Source organism: Campylobacter sp. P0085 (assembly GCF_002139495.1).
GTDB lineage: Bacteria > Campylobacterota > Campylobacteria > Campylobacterales > Campylobacteraceae > Campylobacter > Campylobacter devanensis.
This window is the reverse complement of record NZ_MJKB01000002.1, coordinates 181,683-205,295: the sequence shown is the minus strand read 5'-3', so window position 1 is coordinate 205,295 and position 23,613 is coordinate 181,683. Positions and strand designations below refer to the sequence as shown.

The 23,613-nt window shown below is 33.2% G+C and carries 26 protein-coding genes; 6 read left to right on the top strand and 20 right to left on the bottom strand.

Annotated features, from left to right (window positions below; translation table 11 throughout):
- Positions 1-44: 44 nt before the first annotated feature.
- Positions 45-1,574 (top strand): succinate CoA transferase, encoded by a 1,530-nt coding sequence (locus tag CIGNP85_RS02885; protein WP_179187354.1) that lies wholly within the window; start codon positions 45-47, stop codon positions 1,572-1,574.
- A gap of 87 nt (positions 1,575-1,661) precedes the next feature.
- Here CIGNP85_RS02885 and CIGNP85_RS02880 read toward each other — a convergent pair whose 3' ends face one another.
- The 8 genes from CIGNP85_RS02880 to CIGNP85_RS02845 all read right to left on the bottom strand — a co-directional run bounded on the left by CIGNP85_RS02880 (position 1,662) and on the right by CIGNP85_RS02845 (position 9,863).
- Positions 1,662-2,678, bottom strand: a complete 1,017-nt coding sequence (locus CIGNP85_RS02880) for a GGDEF domain-containing protein (protein WP_086286870.1) — start codon at positions 2,676-2,678, stop codon at positions 1,662-1,664.
- On the bottom strand, positions 2,659-3,630 hold the full coding sequence (locus CIGNP85_RS02875) for a GGDEF domain-containing protein (protein WP_236845562.1): 972 nt from the start codon (positions 3,628-3,630) through the stop codon (positions 2,659-2,661). Before CIGNP85_RS02875 ends, CIGNP85_RS02880 begins: the two co-directional genes overlap by 20 nt.
- Before the next feature lie 89 nt (positions 3,631-3,719).
- Positions 3,720-4,448, bottom strand: coding sequence for a 3-deoxy-manno-octulosonate cytidylyltransferase (kdsB, locus tag CIGNP85_RS02870; protein WP_086224431.1), 729 nt, complete (start codon positions 4,446-4,448; stop codon positions 3,720-3,722).
- Entirely contained in the window at positions 4,445-5,881 is a 1,437-nt protein-coding gene (gene thrC, locus CIGNP85_RS02865) for a threonine synthase (RefSeq protein ID WP_236845580.1), read from the bottom strand. The genes kdsB and thrC overlap by 4 nt, the downstream gene beginning before the upstream one ends.
- A 290-nt stretch (positions 5,882-6,171) precedes the next feature.
- On the bottom strand, positions 6,172-7,014 hold the full coding sequence (argB, locus tag CIGNP85_RS02860) for an acetylglutamate kinase (RefSeq protein ID WP_086286867.1): 843 nt from the start codon (positions 7,012-7,014) through the stop codon (positions 6,172-6,174).
- The gene (locus CIGNP85_RS02855) at positions 7,008-7,982 is read right to left on the bottom strand and encodes a tetraacyldisaccharide 4'-kinase (protein ID WP_086286865.1); all 975 of its coding nucleotides are present in this window, start codon (positions 7,980-7,982) and stop codon (positions 7,008-7,010) included. The genes argB and CIGNP85_RS02855 overlap by 7 nt, the downstream gene beginning before the upstream one ends.
- A complete protein-coding gene (locus CIGNP85_RS02850; RefSeq protein WP_086227081.1) occupies positions 7,975-9,108 on the bottom strand; it encodes a DegT/DnrJ/EryC1/StrS family aminotransferase in 1,134 nt (377 codons plus the stop codon). Before CIGNP85_RS02850 ends, CIGNP85_RS02855 begins: the two co-directional genes overlap by 8 nt.
- A 14-nt stretch (positions 9,109-9,122) precedes the next feature.
- Positions 9,123-9,863: an NAD+ synthase gene (locus CIGNP85_RS02845; RefSeq protein ID WP_179187303.1), complete on the bottom strand. Its 741-nt coding sequence runs from the start codon at positions 9,861-9,863 to the stop codon at positions 9,123-9,125.
- An 87-nt stretch (positions 9,864-9,950) separates the two neighbouring features.
- Between CIGNP85_RS02845 and CIGNP85_RS02840 the strand changes: the two genes are divergently transcribed.
- Positions 9,951-10,541 (top strand): MBL fold metallo-hydrolase, encoded by a 591-nt coding sequence (locus tag CIGNP85_RS02840; RefSeq protein ID WP_086286863.1) that lies wholly within the window; start codon positions 9,951-9,953, stop codon positions 10,539-10,541.
- A gap of 63 nt (positions 10,542-10,604) precedes the next feature.
- Here CIGNP85_RS02840 and CIGNP85_RS02835 read toward each other — a convergent pair whose 3' ends face one another.
- The 3 genes from CIGNP85_RS02835 to CIGNP85_RS02825 are packed head-to-tail and all read right to left on the bottom strand — an operon-like array spanning position 10,605 to position 12,114.
- Positions 10,605-11,090 carry a PaaI family thioesterase gene (locus tag CIGNP85_RS02835; protein WP_086227078.1) on the bottom strand — a complete coding sequence of 162 codons (486 nt, stop codon included), beginning with the start codon at positions 11,088-11,090 and terminating at the stop codon, positions 10,605-10,607.
- A gap of 9 nt (positions 11,091-11,099) precedes the next feature.
- Positions 11,100-11,942: a tRNA 5-methoxyuridine(34)/uridine 5-oxyacetic acid(34) synthase CmoB gene (cmoB, locus tag CIGNP85_RS02830; RefSeq protein ID WP_086286861.1), complete on the bottom strand. Its 843-nt coding sequence runs from the start codon at positions 11,940-11,942 to the stop codon at positions 11,100-11,102.
- A complete protein-coding gene (locus CIGNP85_RS02825) occupies positions 11,935-12,114 on the bottom strand; it encodes a hypothetical protein (RefSeq protein ID WP_086234455.1) in 180 nt (59 codons plus the stop codon). The genes cmoB and CIGNP85_RS02825 overlap by 8 nt, the downstream gene beginning before the upstream one ends.
- Positions 12,115-12,178: 64 nt before the next feature.
- Between CIGNP85_RS02825 and CIGNP85_RS02820 the strand changes: the two genes are divergently transcribed.
- Positions 12,179-13,447 (top strand): M20/M25/M40 family metallo-hydrolase, encoded by a 1,269-nt coding sequence (locus CIGNP85_RS02820; RefSeq protein WP_086286859.1) that lies wholly within the window; start codon positions 12,179-12,181, stop codon positions 13,445-13,447.
- A 457-nt stretch (positions 13,448-13,904) separates the two neighbouring features.
- Here CIGNP85_RS02820 and CIGNP85_RS02815 read toward each other — a convergent pair whose 3' ends face one another.
- The 7 genes from CIGNP85_RS02815 to fliW all read right to left on the bottom strand — a co-directional run bounded on the left by CIGNP85_RS02815 (position 13,905) and on the right by fliW (position 18,021).
- Complete coding sequence (locus CIGNP85_RS02815; protein ID WP_086238789.1) at positions 13,905-14,354, bottom strand: hypothetical protein; 450 nt, start codon at positions 14,352-14,354, stop codon at positions 13,905-13,907.
- 62 nt (positions 14,355-14,416) lie between these two features.
- A complete protein-coding gene (locus CIGNP85_RS02810; protein ID WP_086241270.1) occupies positions 14,417-15,073 on the bottom strand; it encodes a hypothetical protein in 657 nt (218 codons plus the stop codon).
- A gap of 84 nt (positions 15,074-15,157) precedes the next feature.
- Entirely contained in the window at positions 15,158-15,685 is a 528-nt protein-coding gene (hpf, locus tag CIGNP85_RS02805; RefSeq protein WP_086227074.1) for a ribosome hibernation-promoting factor, HPF/YfiA family, read from the bottom strand.
- Positions 15,686-15,733: 48 nt separating this feature from the next.
- Positions 15,734-16,201: a type IV pilus modification PilV family protein gene (locus CIGNP85_RS02800; protein ID WP_086229046.1), complete on the bottom strand. Its 468-nt coding sequence runs from the start codon at positions 16,199-16,201 to the stop codon at positions 15,734-15,736.
- Positions 16,198-17,043, bottom strand: coding sequence for a type II secretion system protein (locus CIGNP85_RS02795; RefSeq protein ID WP_086224454.1), 846 nt, complete (start codon positions 17,041-17,043; stop codon positions 16,198-16,200). The genes CIGNP85_RS02800 and CIGNP85_RS02795 overlap by 4 nt, the downstream gene beginning before the upstream one ends.
- The gene (locus tag CIGNP85_RS02790) at positions 17,040-17,597 is read right to left on the bottom strand and encodes a hypothetical protein (RefSeq protein WP_086242871.1); all 558 of its coding nucleotides are present in this window, start codon (positions 17,595-17,597) and stop codon (positions 17,040-17,042) included. The genes CIGNP85_RS02795 and CIGNP85_RS02790 overlap by 4 nt, the downstream gene beginning before the upstream one ends.
- Before the next feature lie 34 nt (positions 17,598-17,631).
- Positions 17,632-18,021 carry a flagellar assembly protein FliW gene (gene fliW, locus CIGNP85_RS02785; protein WP_086286856.1) on the bottom strand — a complete coding sequence of 130 codons (390 nt, stop codon included), beginning with the start codon at positions 18,019-18,021 and terminating at the stop codon, positions 17,632-17,634.
- A 156-nt stretch (positions 18,022-18,177) separates the two neighbouring features.
- Here fliW and CIGNP85_RS02780 point away from each other — a divergent pair, with 156 nt between their 5' ends.
- The 3 genes from CIGNP85_RS02780 to fliP all read left to right on the top strand — a co-directional run bounded on the left by CIGNP85_RS02780 (position 18,178) and on the right by fliP (position 22,109).
- On the top strand, positions 18,178-18,825 hold the full coding sequence (locus CIGNP85_RS02780) for an outer membrane protein assembly factor BamD (RefSeq protein WP_086227070.1): 648 nt from the start codon (positions 18,178-18,180) through the stop codon (positions 18,823-18,825).
- Positions 18,826-18,833: 8 nt separating this feature from the next.
- The gene (gene lon, locus CIGNP85_RS02775; RefSeq protein ID WP_086286854.1) at positions 18,834-21,203 is read left to right on the top strand and encodes an endopeptidase La; all 2,370 of its coding nucleotides are present in this window, start codon (positions 18,834-18,836) and stop codon (positions 21,201-21,203) included.
- 180 nt (positions 21,204-21,383) lie between these two features.
- Positions 21,384-22,109 (top strand): flagellar type III secretion system pore protein FliP, encoded by a 726-nt coding sequence (gene fliP / locus CIGNP85_RS02770; RefSeq protein ID WP_236845578.1) that lies wholly within the window; start codon positions 21,384-21,386, stop codon positions 22,107-22,109.
- Here fliP and CIGNP85_RS02765 read toward each other — a convergent pair.
- Positions 22,102-23,007 (bottom strand): AEC family transporter, encoded by a 906-nt coding sequence (locus CIGNP85_RS02765; protein ID WP_086268426.1) that lies wholly within the window; start codon positions 23,005-23,007, stop codon positions 22,102-22,104. The two genes, fliP and CIGNP85_RS02765, sit on opposite strands and share 8 nt — an antisense overlap.
- Positions 23,004-23,606, bottom strand: coding sequence for a DedA family protein (locus tag CIGNP85_RS02760; protein WP_086235312.1), 603 nt, complete (start codon positions 23,604-23,606; stop codon positions 23,004-23,006). Before CIGNP85_RS02760 ends, CIGNP85_RS02765 begins: the two co-directional genes overlap by 4 nt.
- Between the last annotated feature and the right edge of the window lie 7 nt (positions 23,607-23,613).

Genomic DNA, 23,613 nt, shown 5'->3' with positions numbered 1-23,613 from the left:
AAATTTTGCTTATAATCAAGCTAAATTTTAATTAAAGGATAAAAATGATTGACAATACTATAAATGATACTAGTCGTATCAAAGACGCTAGATATCTATCTAAGGTTATCAAAGCAGATGAAGCAGCGGCTCTCATTCCGCATAAGGCTCAAATAGGATTTAGTGGATTTGTCGGCGCTGGAAGCCCTTTATATATCCCAATCGCAATTGCCAATAGAGCTCAAAAGCTACATGAAGCTGGTCAAGAATATAAGATTAGTATATATTCTGGTGCTAGCACTGATGTGGATTTAGATGGTATTTTGGCTAAGGCTAATTGTGTTGAGTTTAGAACTCCATTTAATACAGACCCAAACATGAGAGGCCGTATTAATGCTGGTGAAACTAGATATTTAGATGTCCATCTATCATCTCTTGCGTGGCAAGTAGAGTGTGGATATTTTGGTGATATGGATTTTGCTGTGATTGAAATTTCAGGTATCACAGAAGATGGTAAATTAATCCCTACCACCTCAGTAGGCAATAACCAAGCTTGGTTAAATGCTGCTAAAAAGGTAATTTTGGAGTTAAATATTCATCAACCAAAAGAGCTAGAGGGATTTCATGATATATATGTCCAAGCCAAACCACCATTTCGTGAGCCAATTCCACTTAAAACTGCTAGAGATCGCATAGGAAGTCCATATATGAGCGTGGATTTTGATAAGGTTGTAGGTGTGGTATTAAGCTCTACTGAAGATAGGCTAAATAGATTTACTCCACTTGATGAGGTTTCAATAGCCATTGGTGATAATGTGGCTAAATTTTTCGCTGCCGAAGAGGCTGCTGGTAGATTACCAAAGGGTAAATTACTACCACTTCAAAGTGGTATCGGTAATGTGGCTAACGCTGTTTTAGCCGCTCTTAGCAAGGCTGGATATAAAGGACTTGAGTGCTACTCAGAAGTTATCCAAGATGGTATGCTAGATCTTGTTAAAGATGGCACCGTTGATCTAGCTTCAGCTTCAGCTCTATCGCTTAGTCCAACTGCTGTGGAGGAATTTAGAAAAAATGTTGATTTCTATAAAGAGCATATAATTCTTCGCCCACAAGAGATATCAAATAGCCCAGAATTAGTAAGACGCCTTGGGGTTGTAGCTATGAATGGTATGTTAGAAGCCGATATCTATGGCAATATAAACTCAACTAATGTTATGGGTACGCAGATGATGAATGGAATCGGCGGTAGCGGGGATTTTGCTAGAAATGGCTATCTATCTCTGTTTTTAACCCCTTCAGTAGCAAAGGGTGGGGCGATATCAGCTATTGTGCCTTTTGTGAGCCATGTAGATCACACTGAGCATGATACTATGGTGGTAGTAACCGAGTATGGATATGCTGATTTAAGGGGTTGTAGTCCAAGAGAAAGGGCACAAAAAATGATAGCTATAGCTCATCCAGATTATAGAGATATGCTACAAGACTACTTCGATAGAGCGTGCGCTCAGCCAAAACCAGGCCACACGCCACATATATTAAGCGAAGCTCTAAGTTGGCATGATAGATTTAACAAAACAGGTAGTATGAAAAAATAAATTTATATTTGTCGCTGCTAAGCTCAAAGCAGCGACGCTAGATAAATTTAGTCAAATTTAATATTTTTGCTCTTTGGGCATTTGCTTTTATTTTGTGATTATACAATTTTTGACACTTCGTTTGCCTTTATATAAGCGTTTATCAGCTTGGTCAGTGAGTTTGTCTGGGTCAGTTCCACTATCAGAAATCCCAAATGTCACAGTAAAGTGAATTGAGCGATCGGTAGAGACTTTAACTGGTGTTTTATTTATGATAAATCTGATATTTTGAATTTGAGTAATAAAGTTTGCTCTACTAGTATTTGTAGCTACAATGACAAATTCTTCGCCACCCCAGCGACAGACTATATCAGATTTATTAGCGTTATCTGTGAATATTTTAGCTAAAGTTTTTAGAACCTCATCGCCGATGTTATGACCAAATTTATCATTTATACTTTTAAAATTATCAATATCACACATAGCAATTGTAATTGTTTTATTATTTTTTTTAGTTAAAATAGAGTGTAAGGCTCGTTTATTAATTAGACCAGTTAGATGATCTGTTTGTGAAGCAGTTCGTAATTCATTTTTGTGCTTGTGAAGATCTTTGATATTTATCTGATTTACAGTATTGTAAATTTTAAAAATTATCATAAATAAAAACAATAAAAAAGCAAGATTGCTAAGATAAAATATTTGTGAAAAGTCGCCTGGCTCTTTTGGAAAATATACATTTGAGATCATATAGACAACTATAAAACCAATAAAATCAAATCCAGCTAATAGATAGTTTATGATACGTTTTCTAAAAATATTTAGATATGTAGTCGAAGCAATTGCAATAATAATAAGGTAAAATCCATAATCCCATCCAAGTATAGCAGTAGCAAGCATCGATGAGATTACTATATGAAGATGTGCTAAGAAAAATGCTCTATCATAATTATTATCATCTATGGCCTTAAGTGAGATAAAATAGATAAAAATTCCAAGAAATGATATAACTGATAGTTCACTCATACCAATTAGATAAAATACTATAGAATATAGAAGTGTTACAACTAAAAATAGGGTTATTATAAATTTAAAATTAAAGGTTAGGTTATCTTTGATTAGGTTCATATTTTTCCGATACAACTTGGTTTTTGCCTTGATTTTTACCACGATAGAGTAGGTTATCAGCTATGCTAATTGCTTGGTTTATCTCTATTGGGTCTTCTATATATAGTAGTCCAAATGTTGTGCTGATAGGAACCTTATCAGGATTAGCGCTATGGATAGCAATTCTGGCTGATTCTGCGATTTGGATACACTTTTTGAAGTTTTGTGCTGGAATAATAGCTAAAAACTCTTCACCACCCCAACGGCAAATTTTACCAAATTTAGATATTTTAATATTTAAAATCTCAGCAACTTTTGATAAAACAATATCTCCAAAGATATGTCCATAAGTATCATTTACATTTTTAAAGTTGTCTATATCACATAAAATGATAGCTAAAGAACGAATTTGATGATTTGAGAGCATTTTAAAATGCTTAGAGATAATTTCATTCATTGGTGCTCTATTATAAAGACCAGTTAGATAGTCAATCTCAGCAATGTTTTTATAGCTGATATTTTGCTTTTGTGTAGCAATTATATCAAGAGTCGAGATGGTGTTAGTGTTATCTTGTAATACAAAAAATTTCACCGCAATCATACAAAAACAAAAGATAAAACTAATATGTTTAATAGTCTCAGAGCCATAGTTTACATCAAGTCCGCTAAAGGTAAAATATAAAATAATAAATAGCGTAAGCTGCAATAGTGGAAGCGTAATTTTTAAGATTAAATTCTTAAGAGGCGAGGCGTAGTTAATAGCTATAAGTTCAAGTAAAAATAGCTCAAATCCATAACCCCACCCTAAAACCAAAATAGATGATACCATGATATACGTAGCACTAAGCTGTATCCATAATTTTATAATTTTTTCAAATTTAGGTTCGTTAAAATCTATATAAAGCGCCATTGATACAAAGAAACATATGGCAAAATTTATAAATAAAAAAAATATTCCTGAGTATGCAAACATTGAGCCATATACGGCTAAGATGATAATGTATAATAATAGTAGCTTATGATAGATCTTAGGATATGATCTTAGCTCTTTGGCAATGACACTCATAGCAGGGTAGATTTAAATCCAAATTTATTAGCAGCGACTCGTAAATCATCAATAGTATCTATGCCGATGCTTTGGCTATTTATCTCTAGCATTGCAATTTTTTTAGCACTTGAGATAGCACGAAGCTGTTCGAGCTTTTCTATATTTTCTAGTTCTTTAGTTGTAAGTGCGCAAAACTGTGCTAATGTGCTAACGCTATAACCATAGATTCCAATATGCGCTTTATACAGATCACAGCGACTTCTTGGATATGGAATTAATGAGCGTGAAAAGTATATAGCATAATCATTTATATCTGTGATTACCTTGACTAAATTTGGATTTTGAGCCTCTTCTGAGCTAGCAAATTTTAAGCAACTCGTCATAAATGCACCATCATTTATTCTTTGAGAGGTAAAATCTTTAAATTTGCTTAGATTTTTCTCCTCAAAGAATGGCTCATCTGCTTGTAAATTTATTACAATCTCATCATCTTTTAATCCAAGCTTTTTGACCGCCTCATTAATTCTATCAGTGCCACTATCATGAGCTTTACTAGTCATTATCGCTTTTATTCCAAATTTTTGTGCAATTTGCAGGATATCTTCATCATCACAAGCCACGACAACATCATCGCATTTATTTGCTAACTGAGCAGTTTTAACAAACATAGGAACCCCGCCGATATCAGCAAGGATCTTATTGACAAATCTAGTAGAGGCTAGTCGTGCAGGTATTACTATCATTGTTTTATCCACTCTATAATATTTGATTTTATCTGATTTTTTTTGACTATATCAGTATGGATAGCCTCTTCTTTAAATAGTTTGATTATACTTTTTGGAAGCTTTACATGATATTTGCTAGCTAGTAATTGCATATCAGCAAGTTCATCGGTGCTGGTTCTATTTTTTAGCGCTTTGATCATACTTGGAGTAAATTTAACCCATTGAGCAGTTGAAGTTATCACGGTTATATTTTCATCATTAACTAAATTTAGACAAGTCGCAGTATGCGGGTCAATTAATATACCTGATTTTGCCATTTTAGAGATATTTTCTATACACTCATCATCAGTGCAAAATGCCGCATCAAAGTCAGCTTTTAGTACATTTAACTCATCGTTTGTTAGTTCGTATTTTTTGTTTGTTGCTAGGCTATCCATCAGCTCTTTGGTTCTAACTGCACCAAATTTATCAAATAACAATCTCTCAACATTTGAACTAACTAAAATATCCATTGCTGGGCTGATTGTTGAAATTAACTCTTTATTATTTAAATCATAAATACCAGTAGTAAAAAGTTGAGTTAAGATATTATTTTGATTTGAAGCAATTTTTATTCTGCCAATATTTGCACCCATTTTTTTAGCATAGTAAGCGCCAAGTGCATTACCAAAATTACCACTTGGAACAATTATATCAATTGGTTCTTTATTATTGTTTATACTTATGCAGACATAGATATGGTAGATAATTTGAAATAAAATTCTACCAAAATTGACCGAATTTGCAGCACTAAGATTGTAGCCTAATTCAGCTAAAACTGCTTTAAATTCATTATCATTTAATAATTCTTTAAGTGCTTGCTGAGCATCATCAAAGTTGCCCTCAATTCCGATTACTTTTAAATTTGGTGCTTTTTGATTTACCATTTGAAGTCTTTGAACCTCGCTGGTACCATTTTTTGGATATAGGCAGACAACTTTTATATCTTTAGCATTTTCAAATGAGCTTAGTGTAGCTGGGCCAGTATCGCCGCTAGTAGCACACATTATTAGCTGTTTTTGACCATGAGAAATAGAGCTTAAAAGCTCTCCAAAAGGCTGAAGTGCCATATCTTTAAAGGCTCTTGTAGGCCCATGCCAAAGCTCGTTAATATATAGATCTTTATGAACTCTTTTAATCTCAACAGCGCTTTTATCAAACTTCTCATATCTACTAAGTGCTTTTTTGAATTTATTCAAACTAATATTAAAGTTAAATTTTTTAATAATCTCTAGCGCAAAATCTTCATAATTTAATCTAGCTAATTTTTTAAACTCTTTTTTACTAATTAGTGGTAAATTTATTGGTGCATATAATCCGCCATATTTGGCTGCTGGATTTAGCAATGCAGTATCTAAATTTACTGATTCGTTTAATTCATCACCACTTTGAAGTCTAGTGCCTACTAGCATTGGGGCAGTTAGTGCTTGGAGAGTTTCTAGGTGTTTTGAATTTATCTCGCTTAACTTTTCAATGGAGAGATATTCGCATATTTTTGGGTCTAATTCACCTAAAATAGCCTTGATTTTTTTAAATTTACCGACAACAACTAGCATTGCTTGATTAGCAGCTAGTTCTTTATTTGCCCACGATTTTGCATTTATTGGGTTTAGATTGTGAATTTGGCTTACGCATTTATGATTTGCTAGCTCCTTGGCTAAATTTGTTACTTCGAATTGATTTAAAATTATGCTTAAAAGTTTCATTTGATTATACTCCCTATACCTTCATCTGTGAAAATTTCTAATAATAATGAGTGTGGAATTTTGCCATCTATTATGTGGGCTGCACCTACGCCATTTTGAATACACTCTAAGCAAGCATCAACTTTTGGAATCATTCCACCGCTGATTGTACCATCTTTTTTAAGTGTTTCAATACTATCTTTATCTAGTTTGCCGATTAAATTTGATTCTTTATCTAACACGCCTCTAATATCGCTTAAAAATATAACCTTACTAGCTTTTAATTTACTAGCAATTGCGCTAGCACACAAATCAGCGTTGATATTGTATGATTCGTAATTTTCACCAATAGCAATTGGTGCAATAACTGGTATCAACCCATCATTTAAAAGAGAATTAATAAGCCTATCATCTACACTAGTGATGTCACCTACAAAGCCGTATTTGCCATTCTCCATTACCTTAGCTCTTAGCATATTATCATCTTTTCCGCTAACGCCTATGGCTCTTGCGCCATGCTTATTTAGCATACTAGTGATCTCTTTATTTACTAGGCCGCTAAGTGCCATCTCTACAACTTCCATAGTGTTAGCATCTGTAACCCTAAGCCCATCAATAAATTCGCTCTTAATATCAAGCCGATCTAAAAATGAGTTAATAGTTTTGCCACCACCATGAACCAAAACAACCTTAATACCAACAATCTGTAAAAGTACAATATCCCTAGCGAAGTTATTTTTTAACTTCTCATCTATTTGAGCTGCTCCGCCATATTTGATAACAAAAATTTTATCTCTAAATTTTTGGATATATGGCAAAGCACTAAGGATGACTTCAGCCGTTCTACTGCTTTTTAACATATCTTTCCTTCTTGATTTGTTTGATATATTTTATCTGAATTTTGGTAGCTTTTGATAAATAATTTGATTTTATTTGCAAAATTTGGAGAAATCGTTGTTTTTAAGTCTAAAATTGAAACACTTAATCCAAAATCTTTTATTTTTACATAGTCTTTTTGTGTTACTAAAAGGGAGTTAGCATTATATTTTTTTAGTATATTTTCACACTCAAATTTATTAAATTTATGATGATCACCAAAAAACTCATATCCAATACATTTTTTAAATATAAACTCTAATCTTGAAGGGTTAGCAATAGCAGTCATTAAAACCATTTTTGGCTGCGGATTTATGATAGTCGTTTTTTTGATTATATCGCTACTGTTTGGGATGAAATCAGCTAAACCATAAAAGCTACTTGGATAGCGATAAACTCCGCTTGGGATGGTGAAATTTAGTCGTGGGGTTTTGGCTGGACGTAGTAAAATATTAAATTTAAAAATATTAGCCTTTCCAAATCCATCATCTAAAATAATAAGCTTAGCCCCTAAATTAATGGCTTCATTAATAGCGATTTTGCGATCGTTTGAGACTATTATATTGGCATTTTTTAAATTTGTAGCATATTCCATTGCCTCATCACCACTAGTTGCTACATCACATTTTATATCACCATTTAGTGCTACAATTTGCATACCTTTTGACTCTCTTTTATAGCCTCTTAGGATTATAAAGGTTTTAAATTCACTATTAAACTCATTAAAAATTGCTTTAGTTAATGGAGTTTTGCCGCTTCCGCCTAGGACTAGATTACCAATACTAATTATTGGGATTGGAAATTTTTGCGCCTTAGATAGTTTGAATTTAATCCAAACTATACAATAATAAATTGCTGATAGCGGTAAAAGTAGGGCGCTAACAATAATATCAAAAACGCTTGGCTGGTAAAAATATCTCTCTAGCCAAGCGTGAAATTTGCGTTTAAACACGACTTTGTGCTACTGATTTGACTGCATTGCAGATATAAAGCGCTTCTTCATCACTAAGTGCGGCATATATTGGTAGTGATAAAATTTGTTGATAGGTTTTAAGCGCTTTAGGAAAGTCATTTACCCGTAGGTGATATTTAGTCTTATAGTAGCTTAATAGATGCATAGGGCGGTAGTGCAAGCTAGTGCTAATTCCCATCTCTTTTAGTTCTCTAGCAAAACTATCACGATTTTTATCGATTTTAATAATATATTGGTTATATATGTGATCTCGCTTAGCTAGTGGCGTAGTGATATGTGGGCAATTTTTTAACTCTTCATTATATATTGCTGCAATTGCCTTGCGGCGTGCGATAAACATTCCAAGTTTTTCAAACTGAGCAATTCCATATGCGGCACAGAGTGAATTTAGATCATATTTTTGCCCAATATCAATTACATCATACATATAGCCTAAATTTCCATCTTTATCGAAGCTATCGTTGATTATAGCATGGTTTCGAATTAGTCTAGCACGACTAGCCATCTCATCATCATTTGTAATTATAATACCAGTTGTTGCTACTGCGTGTTGGACTTGGGGATTGATCTGAAAACAAGACATATATGAGCTCATATTGCCTATTAATTTGCCTTTATATGTAGCGCCCATCGCTCTACTAGCATCATCAATAATCTTTATATCATACTCATTAGCAAGGGCGTATATAGCGTCCATATCAGCGCTCTGACCAGCTACATGGGTTATAAATGCGGCTTTTAATTTTTTGTGTTTTTGAGTTTTTAGGATTTTTTCTAGCTCATTTGGGTCTATATTAAAATCATCTTCATTTATATCGACAAAGATCGGCTCAGCATCAAAATGTCTAATGACTTGAGCGATACTAGGAAAGGCATTAACAGAGCAGATAATCTTATCTCCACGCTTTAAATCCATAGCACATAAGCTTAGGTGTATAGCGGCGGTGCCGTTATTTGTGGTGATAGCGTGTTTGGCACCGAAGAAATCTTTTATATTATTTTCTAAATTCTCAACCATATAGTTTGCATTTTTTTCTAAGGTCTCTTTGATAAGTTCATGCTCTCTATCGGTAATTAACGGGCGAAAAAATGGTATATCTCTCATCAAATCTCCTAATTTTATATATTTGGTGTTGCTGGTAGTTTTTGCTTGAAGCTATTTTTGGTGATTCTAGCAGTTATTTTATTTTTAAAGTCGCTATCAAATTTAGATAAATCTTCGCCATTTTCTATAGCTTTTAGCAGTTTATCAATCTCTTTATAGCTATATCCGATATCACTTTCATCGCTTTGATTTTGCCATAGATCAGCACTTGGGGCTTTGGCTATGATTTTGTGATTAACACCAAGGTAGCTCGCAAATTCAAAGAGATCGCTTTTATAGATATTTGCTAGTGGATTTAGTGCGCACGCCATATCGCCATAAATCGTACCATATCCTAGCATTTTCTCACTTTTATTTGTTGTACCAACAACAAGTGCATTAAGCAAACTAGAGTGATCGTAGAGTAAAATCATACGGATTCTAGCAGCAATATTTCCAACTCTTAGCTTATCATTTGTATCGCTAAAAGGTAAAAAACTAGCCAAAATATCACTAATATCAATAATTTGGTAATCCAAATTTAGCTTACTAGATAGCTCTAAAGCATCGTTTAAATTTGCTTTATTTGAGCTAGAAGTTGGCATTATGAGTGCTTTTGTAGGAGCGACTTTGGTACAAAGTGTAGCCACAACCGCAGAGTCTAAGCCGCCACTTAGTCCAAGGACAAAACCCTTAGCACCAGAGCTTTTTAGGTAAGAATCAAGAAAATTTAGAAGGTTATTTTCTAATAATTTAAAATTTTCCACTAATATCATCCATTAAAAATAATACAAAATTATATCTAGATTATGGTAAAATCTATCTTAGAATATTAGAAAAAAAACTTAAAAAAGGTAGTAAAAATGCAGATTATTTCAAGAGCTTTTGGGATTTATGGAACCAATTGTTATGTAGTAGTTTTAAGTGATGGAGAGATTATAATCGATCCAGGCGATGGTGCGCTAGAGTGGATTGAGCGTGTGTGCAAAAATCCATTAGCGATATTTTGTACGCATGGACATTTTGACCATGTTTATGATTGTGATGCTATTAAAGCAAAATTTGGTGTGGATATTTATATACCTAAAGATGATGCATTTTTGTGTCAAAATGACCCGTTTGGACTTTTGCAGGCTAAATTTAACCCTGATATTTTAGTAAGCGATGGAGAAGAGTTTGATTTTAGTGGAGTTAAATTTGCCTTTTGCCATTTCCCAGGGCATACTCCAGGATGTAGTGTAATAACGGCTGGTGATGTGATGTTTAGCGGAGATTTTATATTTAAAAATTCAATTGGTCGGTATGATTTTCCTTTTAGTGATGGTAAATTAATGAGGCAGAGTCTAAAACGTGCTGTAGAGTTAAAAAATTATAAAATTTACCCAGGACATGGTGAACCAACAAGCTTAGATGCTGAGAGAAATTCGCTAATTAGATGGGCGCAGGCAATTTAGCCTTTTGCGCCTATATAAGATGGATTAAATTTATTAACAAATCAAGATTTGTTAATACTAGCCTTATTGTTGCGATTCATCGCTTGTCATTTTACGTTGCTGAAGTCTAAATATATGCTCTTCTAGTACAACTATCTGATAAGTGCCTTCAAAGATTTTAATCTCTTTGATTGTGCCTATGACCTTAACCTCACGCTTTTTAGACTCTTCGTAGTAGGCGTGCGCCTCAAATTCTACCATATCGCCAACTTTGGCTGGTGCGTATAGATTTACTTTTGCGCCTATAGTTACAGAGTGGAGCGTATTTATAGCTACATGCGCAGCCCACTCAGCCGCACCAAATATAAATCCACCATGAACTAGCTTTTCATCATCAAAAACCATTTCATTGCTAGTCATTAGCGTAGTTTTAGCATAGTTTGGTTTCATATCTACTATTCCGCCGCATAAAGTGGAGTTTATAGTAGCTGGTATATTTAAAAGCCCTTGAAAAATCTCAGCACTATCAATTAATCCAATATCTTGCAAACTCTCATCATACTCATTCATAATATACCCTTAAGTTAATCTTATATAAATTCTTTTTGGTGCTGGATAACCTTCTATTGTCTTAGAGTCATCATTTGGGTCTAAAAAGTCACTAAGACTTTGCCCATCTATCCACTCTGTTTTGCGCTGTTCAAACAAGTCAGTTTCCTTAGTAGCTAAAATTTCAAAACTTTTAAATTTAGCCCTTTGACACCAGTTTTTAAGAGCTTTAACACTTGGAATAAAGCTAATATTTGGAATTTTAGAGTAGCTACCATTAGGGCTTAGTACCATTTCATCATCACGCTCGATGTACATTGTATCTATAAATACCTCACCGCCTGGATTCATTGCTGATTTTAGCTCTTTTAGGCACTTTATTGGGTCGCTTCTGTGATATAAAACTCCAAGGCAAAATATTGTATCAAATTTACTTCCGCATTCAGGCAAGCTCTCTACACCAGCAATTTTAAACTCAATATCGCTTTTAATAAAGTGATTAATAAAACTAAATTGCAAAAATGCTAGCTCACTAGGGTCAAACCCGGTTATACTTTTTGGATTAAATTCGAGCATTTTAAACATATAATAGCCGTTATTACACCCCACATCTGCGATACTTTTACCTTTTAAATTTAGATATGGTTTTAAAATATTAAACTTAACAAAGCTTCTCCATTCACTATCTATAAAAAGCTCATTTAGATTAAATGGTCCTTTTCGCCACGGCTTAAGCGCAACTGCAATTTCTTTAATCTCTTTAGTGAAATTTGGGATATGAATCCGCACACTTTCATCTAATGTAAGTTCACAATTATCGCTAGGCAGCTGCAAAATTTGCTTTAAAAGCTCATCGTAAGCTTTATTATTCATATATCTCTTTCCAATCTACTAAATTCTCATCACACTTTTTGTGATATATACCAGCTGCATCGTAATACTCCTTACAACTGTTGTAGTATTTGTCTGAAATTCCCCGTTTATTTACCCAAAGGCACCCTTGTAAAAATAGTGCCAAAATCACAAATATAATCAAATTTTTCATAGTGATAATGTTACCATTATTTTGTTTAATTTTGATATAATTTTATAAAAATTTGGAGTAAAATATGGAAATCTTGGATAAATTTAAAGGAATTTGCACTATTCCACATTGTAGTTTTGATGCTTTGCAGCTTAGAGATTATCTAGTTGATTTTGCTAAAAAGAGCGGATTTAGCGTTAGGATTGATGAATTTGATAATATCTACGCTATTAAAGGTGAGCCAAAAATTTGCTTGCAGTCACACTATGATATGGTTTGTGTAGGAGATGCGCCAAATATTGAGTTAATAGATGATGGAAAAATTTTACGAGCTAAAAATTCTAGCTTGGGCGCTGATAATGGAATTGGCATAGCAATTATGATGGATATGATGGAGAAATTTGAAAATCTTGAAGTGTTATTTAGTGCTAATGAAGAGGTTGGCTTGATTGGTGCAAATGGCTTTAATGGGCGCATTATAAGTGGTAGGCTTTTAAATCTTGATAGCGAACATGAAGATGGTGTGTTTATAGGTTGTGCTGCTGGTGAGCTAATACATGCTAGGATTAAAGCTAGTAAAGTGCCGACTAATAATAGGCTTTATGAACTAAGTGTCTTAAATTTACCAGGCGGTCATAGCGGACTAGAGATTATTAAGGATATTCCAAATTCAATTAAAATATTAGCTGAATTTATTGCTAAAAATAATGGCAAAATTGTAGATATTAATGGCGGTGAGCGTAGCAACTCAATTCCTGTAAATGCTAAAGGGATAGTAATTTGTGATGAGATAATACATAGTGATGATAGGGTAGTGGTGCGTGAGCTTGGCGTTGGAGAGGAGGTATTAGAATTTGGAGATAATATCTTAGCATTAATTAATAGCTTTTCTCAAGGAGTACGAAGCTATGATGAGAATCTAAAAATAGTGCGTGATAGTATAAACTTATCAAGGATTAAGAGTAATGATGGCGTTATAGAGTTGGAGTTTTTTGCTCGTTCGATGAGTGAAGATGGGCTAGAGAGGCTTAAATTTGAGACTGCAAGCTTAGCAAAATTAGCAGGATTTGAGGTAAGCTTTTTTGAGAGAAGTGGGGCTTGGACACCAAAAATTGGTGAATTTGCTAATGTTGTTTTGAAATTTATGCAAGAAAATAATCCTAAGGTTAAATTTCAAGCTGTTCATGCCGGGCTTGAGTGCGGCGTATTTGTCGCTAAGCAAAATGGATTAGAAGCTGCATCAATAGGGCCAAATATCTACTCTCCACATAGTATAAATGAACACTTAGAGATTGACTCACTAGAAAAAATAGCTAAAGTGGTAGAAAAAATAGTAGCATATTATCAAAAGTAAATAATTATGTAGCTTAGAGGGATTGCGCTTATGCTTTTGTTGGAAAAAGCTAATAAGCTTTGATAAGAATTGTATAAAAGCAATATAATTACAGTAAATGCAATTTTAACATATATCCTATCTTTTTATGGAGACAAATTTGCCATAGGGAAGCTGGCCTTATGGGCATAATTCCTATTTAATAATTTAAAGTATAAGTAATATAGATAAGAATTATTTTTGGCTTAGATTATGAGATGTTCAATAATTTATTTACAAATATTAAAATAATATCTACATAGAATTTAAATCTACGCTGTATTTTATGTAAAAATTTTGATGCTTGGATTCTTAGGCGTAGATTTTTACGCCATTAAAAAACTAGTTCATCGTGATTATAAATAAATTATCTAAGCCAATCAAAAATTAATAAAAAGATAAAGCAATACAGCCACAATAAAGCTAATATAAAACTATATTAAAATCCAAGTCTATTCATTATATCTTTGATATTATGTTTGTTTTGGATTGGTTCTAGCTCCCAAATTGGGTTTTTAAGCTTCCAGCCATCTTCGCATTGTTCAAACATATCGCCTCTAAATTTTTGGCAATACTCTAACACTTGGCTTGGTGTTAAGTCTAGATAAGAGGCCATCTTTTGCATATAAAATTCACCATATTTGCCATCAAGCTCACGAAGTAGATATTTACCTTCATCTTTAGTGATGTTTTTGCTTCTTAAATCATATGCTACATGGTCGCTGCACTGTCCAAAGCCAAATTTAATATATTTAAAATATTGATTAACAATGGTCATATATGTATCTAATTGAAAACATCTGCGATATGTACCTAGGTCATATGGATTGACATCTTTAGGATATATGCTAAGACCTCGCTCAATAGCAAATTTTGCATTATGTTGCATACTCCATTTGTTTGTATAATAATTTAGCCATACAGCAGTTACGCCCTTTTTGGTGAGTTCATCTACTGGAACTTTGTATAAAATAGATCTTTTAGTTCAGTCTCTTCATCCATATAGATTTCTATTGGATTGTCTTTAAGAGTATTTGAATTTACGATATTTAGAGCGTTTCCACTACTATCTTGTAGGTTATTTTTAGCACCTAGGGTAAGAGCAGCATTCTCACCTTGTAATATCATAGGGATATTAAACATATCAGCAATTATATATGCTGAGGCATAAAGCGTGTATTCAAGAGGTTTTACGGGATTTAGATACTCCCAAAATGCTTTTTTTATCAGCTTTTTTGCTAAATTTCTATTTGGATTTATAGATATTGTCTCAAAACCATGACGCTTTAAATTTTCAAAATTTGCTCTTCCAATTGGCGTGATATCCATCGGCTCGCAATTAACTAGTAAAACTCTAAGCCCTAAAATATCTCTAGCATAAAATGCTTGAAATGTAGAATCCTTGCCGCCACTAACACCAATAACGCAATCATATGCCCCTTTGGATTTAGTCTTAGCATTCTCAGCAATTGATTTTAGTTCATTCTCTCTAGCACTCCAGTTGATTATTTTAGACTCTTCTTCCCATAAACACGCACCGCAAACTCCATTTTTAAAAACTACCCCCGGGCGAGTATTTGTCTGCAGGCATCTGCTGCAATACTCCATTATATACCTCTATAAAATTAAATTAAAATAAAAAAAGGGGGGGGGCAGATGGACTACCTCCCTTTTTTAGAAAGTTTTATATAATTAATATAGGCCGAATTTGCCATCATTTCTTTTGTATAAAACACGCATTTTAGCATCCATATCATTAAATACATAAAATTGCGCACCGCTATCTTTTAATTTAGTTAAAGCTTCTTCAACTTCCATTGGTTTGTATAATTCAAGTTCAGTTGGTACAATCTCATCAGCACCTTCGATTGATACTTCATCTACTATGATTCTAGACTCTTTTAGTTCATCGCTATTTTTGTGAGTTACTAGTTTATCATGATGTCTGCGAAGTACTTTGCTAGCTCTATCAAGCGCTAAATCGATTGCAGCGTATAAATCTTTATCTTTTTGACGGATTACTATTGTATCTTTTTTAGCCAAGTTAATAGCAAACTCTACATCAAAGCCTTTTTTGCCATTTCTTTCATCAGCTGAGATTATGGCTTTAGCTGAGATTATATCTAGATTATACTTGCTAAGTGCATCAAATGCGCTATCACAATAACTTTTGATAGATTCAGTTAATTCAAACTGTCTGCCTACTATACTTGTATTCATAGCATTCTCCTTTAAAAATTTATGTTATTTTAGCATAAATATCCTTATTTAGGGCTTTTGGGTGGTTATTTTGCTTATTTTTATAGGAGTTATAGCTAGATTTGGATTGGTTTGGACTATGGTATGCATTATAGCTGCGTCTATATTTGGAGTGGTAGCATTAATTTCTTTCCAAATTTTATCATTACATGCTGGAGGTATTTTACCGCCTATATAGCGCATAATCACAACTTCAGATTTTAAAATATAATCACTACTATTTGGATAAAATAGACTAAATTTACTTGGACAATTTTGGTTAAAATCATTTCGCTGAATTTGAGCAATGGCGTTTTGGGTAGCTGAAATGGCTATTAATTTAGCTTGAGAGTGAAGGTAGAGATGATTAATACTAATAGTGGCAGTAGAACTAAGCGTGATGGTATTTAGCGCTAAGGCACTTATAGCAATGATAAACGCTACTGCTAAAATCAAGCTAAAACCACTTTTTAAACGATTTATTGTTTGTTTTTTCATAGGCTACTACTTTTGCAAAGTTCTATACCGTTTGACTCTTTTAAGCAAAGTTGAAAGATAATATTTGCGCCACTTTGTTTGATATTAAATGAACTTACATTGCGAGCAATTGGGTTGGAACGAATAGTTTTATTTAAATTATTTAGTTTAAATTCATTTAAATATAATGTGTTATTTTGCAAATTTAACGAGATTAGAGCGTGAGTTAGATAGTAAATTTCACTTATAAAAATAGGGTGATTTGGTCGTTTGATGGTTATTAGTTCATCTTTGGCACTTATGATTTTATGCGTATTTGAGTATATTTCATCACTTCCTTTAAATATAATTCTAATATCATTAAGTTTTAAATTGTTTAACACTTTATCATTTTTACTTGTATCAAATTTGCTTAGTGGCGAGTGCAGAGTGATTGTGTCATTTGTTGTTTGTATATTTAAGATATCAATAAATCCACTCCATTGATGATAGCTAGAGCTATTTTGTAGCGTCTCAAAGCTTTTGCTAAACCAGATAAATTCGCTAGCGCTCGCACTTTTATAGAGTGGCTGAATTTTAGAGCCATTTCTAGTGGAAATGGACTCTTTTATGCTTTGTTGAAGATAATTATTTATGATTAGCATAGTATTTGTAGCAGTAGATTCTAGTCGATTTGTGGCTGATATTTGTAGATAATTAGTATGTAAAGAGCTATAGATTTGTATCATAATTCCAGCTAAAATCCCGCCAATAACAATAACAAAGCTCATCTCAAGTAGGCTAAATGCGCTTTTAAATGTAATAGTATTTGACTTGGCGTAATTAGATATTTTATGGTTAAATTTAATAAAGCTAAATTTCATGGCGATGGGATTATTAAGCTTCTTATTAGCGGTTCGCCAATATTATAGCTATAACTATAAAATATAATAGGCTTAGTATTTGCTTTGGTTGTAAGCTTTATAGCAATAGCATCAGTTGGATTATTTGTAGTATTTGTAGTAAATTTAAAATCATTTATAAATCCAACACTAATAGCATACTCTAAATTTAATAAATTTTTTGAATCTACTCCAGGTTTTAATAGCCCATTATCACCATTAAAGCCATTAATGCTATTTTTGGCAGTGTTGATTTTATTTGGCGTAATTTTAGATATTACTCTACTAGTAAGAGAATTTAATGGTAACTCACTACTATAATAAATCGGCTGAGCTAAACTAGGGCTAATAGCATCATTCCATGGATGGGCAATAATATTTGATAGTTTAGTATAGCTAGCTGTAACCGCCTCAGATAATATAGCATCATTTGTACTTTTAACTGAAATTTGCAAAATTGATGGAAGTGACGATAGTGCAATAGCTACAATAATAATTGATAAAATAAGCTCCAAAGATGAAAAGGCGTAACGCATAGATATCGTGGCTCGTGTGAGCCACTACAAGGATTTATTGTTTTTTGACATAAGCGCTGATTTTTTCTGCTTGACCGAAATTTGGATAGTAGCGATTGTCTAAGACAATTTGTGCTAGCGTAGCAGCAGTTGTGTTACAAAGTACTGGTGCTAAGAAATTCACAGTAGATTCTTCGATAGGACTGCTGATAGCGACAATAGCATAAAGCTCTAATTTAGAGTTATCACCTATTTGAAGTAGATTTTTGTATGGAGTTGGGATATCAAACTCATAATCAGGGCGAAGCGCATATGGATTAATCATAGTAAAAGATGTTTTGCTATCTACATCTTGCATTTTAACAAAGAAATCATCAATTTTAGTTATCTCAACCTCTTTGATGTTTTCAAATCCAGGGATAGGGTTTTTAACAGAAAATTTCACTTTACTCTCCTTAAAAATTGGGTTTGTCGTATTGTAGCATTTTTTGTTCCAAATTCATAGGGTTTGAGCGTAATTTATAAAATTTTTTCTTATAACGCACAAATTTACCAAAATATTGCTATAATCACCAAATTTTAATCAGATGAAGGAAAATTAATGAATATAAAATTCAAATCTGCTATTTTAGCTTTGTCTTTGGCTTTGTTAGCAGGTTGTGGTGCAAAAAAAGATAATGAACTATATAATCTCACTCCAGATCAATGGTATAATCAAATTTTAAATGATATCAAAGATGCAGACCTAGAATCAGCAGATAAGCACTATATATCATTTGCTAGTGAGCATGTAGCAAGCCCGTATTTAGAGCAAGTTTTAGTAATTATGGCAAATGCTCATGTAGATGAAGGAGAGTATAAGATGGCTAACTTTTACCTAGATGAATATATCAAAAAATATGGTACAAAAGATAGCATAGAATATATCCAATATCTAAAGATAAAAGCAAATTTTGATTCATTTAGCAAGCCAAATCGCAATCAAAAGTTGATTCAAGATAGTATTTCGCAGATTAATGAATTCTTAACAAACTATCCAAATACTCAATATAAGCCACTATTAGAGACTATGTTGATTAAATTTAGACTGGCTGAATACTATTTAAATATTGATATTTATGAACTATACAATAGATTAGATAAAGATGATTCAGCAGCAATTTATCAAGATAGAATTGATATTTCACCACTAAATGATATTAATTCAACTAAAGCCAAATTGCCTTGGTATATGACGCCATTTGAGTAGGAGAGAGTATGAGTTTGGCAAATTTACCTATTATAGTTGAAGATGAGCTATTTTTATACCCATTTATGATTACGCCAATATTTTTAAGTGATGAAAAAAATATAAAAGCGTTAGATATGGCAATTAATAATAGTAGTGCGGTTATGGTAGTGTGTTCTAAGCTCGCGCATTCTGGAGAGAGAGATTTTGAATCTATTTATGAATATGGAGTAATTGGCAATGTAATGCGTCGTGTGGCAATGCCTGATGGCAGAGTGAAAATTTTATTTCAAGGATTAAGCCGTGGCAAGATTACACAACATATAAGCAGCGATCCGCTAATTGCTCAAATCCAAAACGTTGGATTAGAAGAGTTTGAATCAAGTAAAATCGAAGCAGGTCTAAATGTGTTAAAAGAGAGCGTAAAAAGCTTAAGCTTGCTAAATCACTTCTTTCCACCTGATCTACTTCGTGCTATTGATGATAGCAATGAAGCTAGTAGGGTTTGTGATTTGGTTTGTAGTGCATTGCATCTTAAAAAGGATATAGCATATGGGTTTTTTACCCAGCTAAATTTAGAACAAAAAATACTAGATATCATAGAATATTTAAATGCGCAAATTGAAACAAATAAACTTCAAAAAGAGATAAAAAGCAAGGTAAGCTCCAAGCTAGATAGGGCAAATAAAGAGTATTTCTTAAAAGAGCAATTAAAAGAAATTCAGCGTGAGCTAGGAATGGATTTAGATAAAGAGGCTCAAATAACACAGTATAGAAATAAGCTTGAGGCTGGGCGTAAATTTATGAGTGATGATGCTTATAAAGAGATAGAAAAAAATATCTCAAAACTAAGTAAAATGCATACTGATAGTGCAGAATCTAGTATGACTAGTAGCTATTTAGACTGGGCGCTTGATATGCCATTTGGTAAATTTAGTACCAAAAAACTCACGGTAAAAGATGTTCAAAAAGAGTTAGATAGCGACCATTTTGGACTTGAAAAGCCAAAAAGCAGAATTGTGGAGTATTTTGGGCTTAAGGAGCTTTTGCATAGTAGGGGACTTGAAGATAATAAAGGAGCAATTTTATGTTTTGTAGGACCTCCTGGAATTGGTAAGACAAGCTTAGCAAACTCAATCTCAAATGCTTTAAAAAGGGAATTAGTGCGAATTGCACTTGGTGGGCTTGAAGATGTTAATGAGTTAAGAGGTCATCGCAGAACATATATAGGGGCAATGCCTGGGCGAATTGTTCAGGGTCTAATCGAAGCTAAAAGTATGAATCCAGTGGTAGTATTAGATGAGATTGACAAGGTAGCACGCTCATATAAGGGTGATCCAACTGCTGTATTACTTGAGATATTAGATCCTGAACAAAATAGTAAATTTAGAGATTATTATCTAAATTTTCATATAGATTTAAGTAAGATAATATTTATAGCAACAGCAAATGATGCTAGTGCTATACCGGCTCCACTTCGTGATAGAATGGAATTTATCTGGCTAAATAGCTATACGCCACAAGAAAAATTTGAGATAGCAAAGAGATATTTATGGCCTAATGAGCTTAAAAAACATGGGTTAAAAAGTAGCGAAGTAGTAATTAAAAAGGATGCTTTAAATCTACTAATTAGCGACTATACCAGAGAGAGCGGGGTAAGAAATTTACGCCATAGAATAGCTGATATTTTGCGTAAATCCGCGCTTGAAATATTGAGCGAACAGACAAAAAAGATATCTATAACTACTAAAAATTTAGAAAATTATCTAGATAAAAAGGTTTTTGAAATCACAGTTATCAGTGGCAAAAATGAGATTGGTATCGCAAATGGATTAGCCTGGACAGCAGTTGGCGGAGATGTGTTAAAAATTGAAGCATTAAAGATAAAAGGCAAGGGCGCTATGCAAATTACAGGTCAGCTTGGTGATGTAATGAAAGAGTCTGCTACGATAGCTTTTAGCCTTGTAAAAAGCCTTATAGATAAGGGTGAAATTTGTATTTCAAAAAATTTAATTCAAAAAGATAAAGATGGCATAGATATGGCAGTTTATGATAGTTATGATTTGCATATTCATGTTCCAGAGGGTGCTACGCCAAAGGATGGACCAAGTGCTGGAATAACAATGACTACTGTAATTGCTTCAATTTTAAGCGATACGCCAATCTATAGCGATGTAGCAATGACTGGTGAGATTACACTAAGTGGTAAGGTATTACCAATTGGCGGCTTAAAAGAGAAACTAATTGCTGCATATAAAGCTGGAGTAAAAAAAGCAATAATACCGCTTAAAAATTATGACCGAGACTTAAAAGATATCCCACAACAAGTAAGAGATAATATGGAGATAATTGGTGTTGAAGATATTACTGAAGTTTTAAAAGTTGCTTTAGTCAAATAAATATTGCTTATACGAAGTTAAGAAGGATAGTATTAAACTATTTTATTTTAAGAGTCATTTTAGGCTCTTAAAACCAATATGTTAGCTATGATTTATAATGATAATTTAATATATTTTATTAGCCTTTAATTAAATTTAATGTAGAATTATCCTTATTTAAAGGGGATTTTTTTGAGATATTTGGCTTTGATATTTTTGATTTTTGCTTTTGCCTTTGGTGCTGATACGGTTACTGTGCCTACTATGAATCTTAATTTGAGCGCACCAGATACACCACAACAACTAGTAACTAGTTTAAATGTTTTAGTAGTCTTAACTATATTAGCTTTGGCACCATCTTTGATATTTATAATGACTAGTTTTTTGCGATTGGTTATTGTATTTTCATTTTTGCGTCAAGCTATGGGTACTCAGCAGATGCCACCTACAAGTGTGCTTATATCTATAGCTTTGATACTTACATTTTTTATTATGGAACCAGTGGCTAAGCAGAGTTATGAGCAAGGCATAAAGCCATATTTAGATGAGCAAATCAGCTATCAAGAGGCCTTTGATAAAGGGGCAAAGCCATTTAAGGAATTTATGATACGAAACACTAGAGAGAAAGATTTGGCCTTATTTTATCGTATTCGCCAGCTTCCTAATCCAACAACTATAGATGATGTCCCTTTGACTATAGCAGCACCCGCTTTTATAATTAGTGAGCTTAAAACCGCATTTGAGATAGGATTTTTGTTGTATTTGCCATTTTTAGTTATCGATATGGTAGTAAGCTCTGTATTGATGGCTATGGGTATGATGATGTTACCACCTGTTATGATATCTTTGCCATTTAAATTGCTGATTTTTGTCTTAGTAGATGGATGGAATTTGCTAGTAGGTAATCTAGTCCAAAGCTTCAAGTAGCTACAAAGTATAAAATAGGCATTGTAATAAAGATAGTTATCATACCTATAGCCACACTTGAGATAGCCAAATTTGAATCTAGATTGGCTTTTAATATCATAGCACTTGCTAATACCATCGGTGGAGTGGCGACTTCTATCAATCCTATTATCCACTCTTTGCTAAGCTCTATACCAAATATCTTAGTGATTGATAGAAATATAATTGGCGCTAATATCATCTTAGCAAAGATCACCACAGAACAGGCCTTATAAGAGCTTTTAATACTATTAAATCCAAGTCTAAGTCCGACAGCAAATAGAGCCACCGGCACCATACTATTAGATAGCATTTTTAAAGGCTCAAATATAATTTCAGGTAGATTAAAATTTTTAAGTATCACAGCCAAAGCCAGTGCGATAAATGGCGGAAATTTGATAATTTTAAGGCTATTTTGGATTATTGAGCTTTTCTTAGATGTCCCAAAACCCAAAATCAATGGCCCAAAAATGCTAATAGGCAGAGCCGTAACTACTTGATCAAATAAAATAACAATACTCAAAGCACTCTGGCCATATAATCCTTGAACAATAGGAATTCCGATAAATAAGGTATTGCCAAACATACTAAGGAGCGCTACACTAGCCAAAGTTGCGGTTGAAAATTTAAGCATAAATCCCATTGCTACAGCTACAAAAGCAGCTATCACTGATGAGATAAGTCCTACAAATACCATACTAATCAAATTTAAATCCACAACCAAATGATAGACTTTATCAAAAATCAAAGATGGCAAAGCAAACCACAAAACAAAATCCAAAAATACAATAGCCTTATTTGCCGAGATGATCCTTAATCTTTTAGCTACATATCCGCTAAATAGTAGTATAAACATCGAAAATAGAGAGTATATTATCATTTTTTAAACCTTTTTTGTATGTATAGATATATAATTGTAATTATAGCTACAGCTATCAATAAACAGATGGTGATTTGAGCTAAATACTCTTTGATAAGCTCTTTTTGATCGCCGATATAATACCCAATAGCGATCAAAATCGCCACCCAAATCCCCGCTCCAAGCGTGGTATAAAGGCTAAAAGTAAAGATATTCATCTTAGCTAGTCCTGCTGGCAAGCTGATATATTGTCTAATTCCTGGGATTAAGCGACAATTAAATGTAGAGATTTCGCCATATTTGTTAAAAAATCTCTCAAATTTCGCCATCTTTTCATCTGTGATTCCTATGTATTTGCCATATTTTAATATAAAGGCTCTACCAAAAAAGTAGCATAAATAGTAGTTGAATATCGCTCCAGCAAGGCTACCTAATGTCCCAGCACCAAATGCTAGATATAAATTCATCTGCCCAGTATATACCAAATATCCAGCCGGTATCATCACAACTTCACTAGGAAAAGGGAAAAAGCTACTCTCCAAAGCCATTAATAAAAATATCCCCAAATATCCCCAATCAGCGACTAAACTCACTAGATAATTAATGATATTTTCTAACATATCTAGC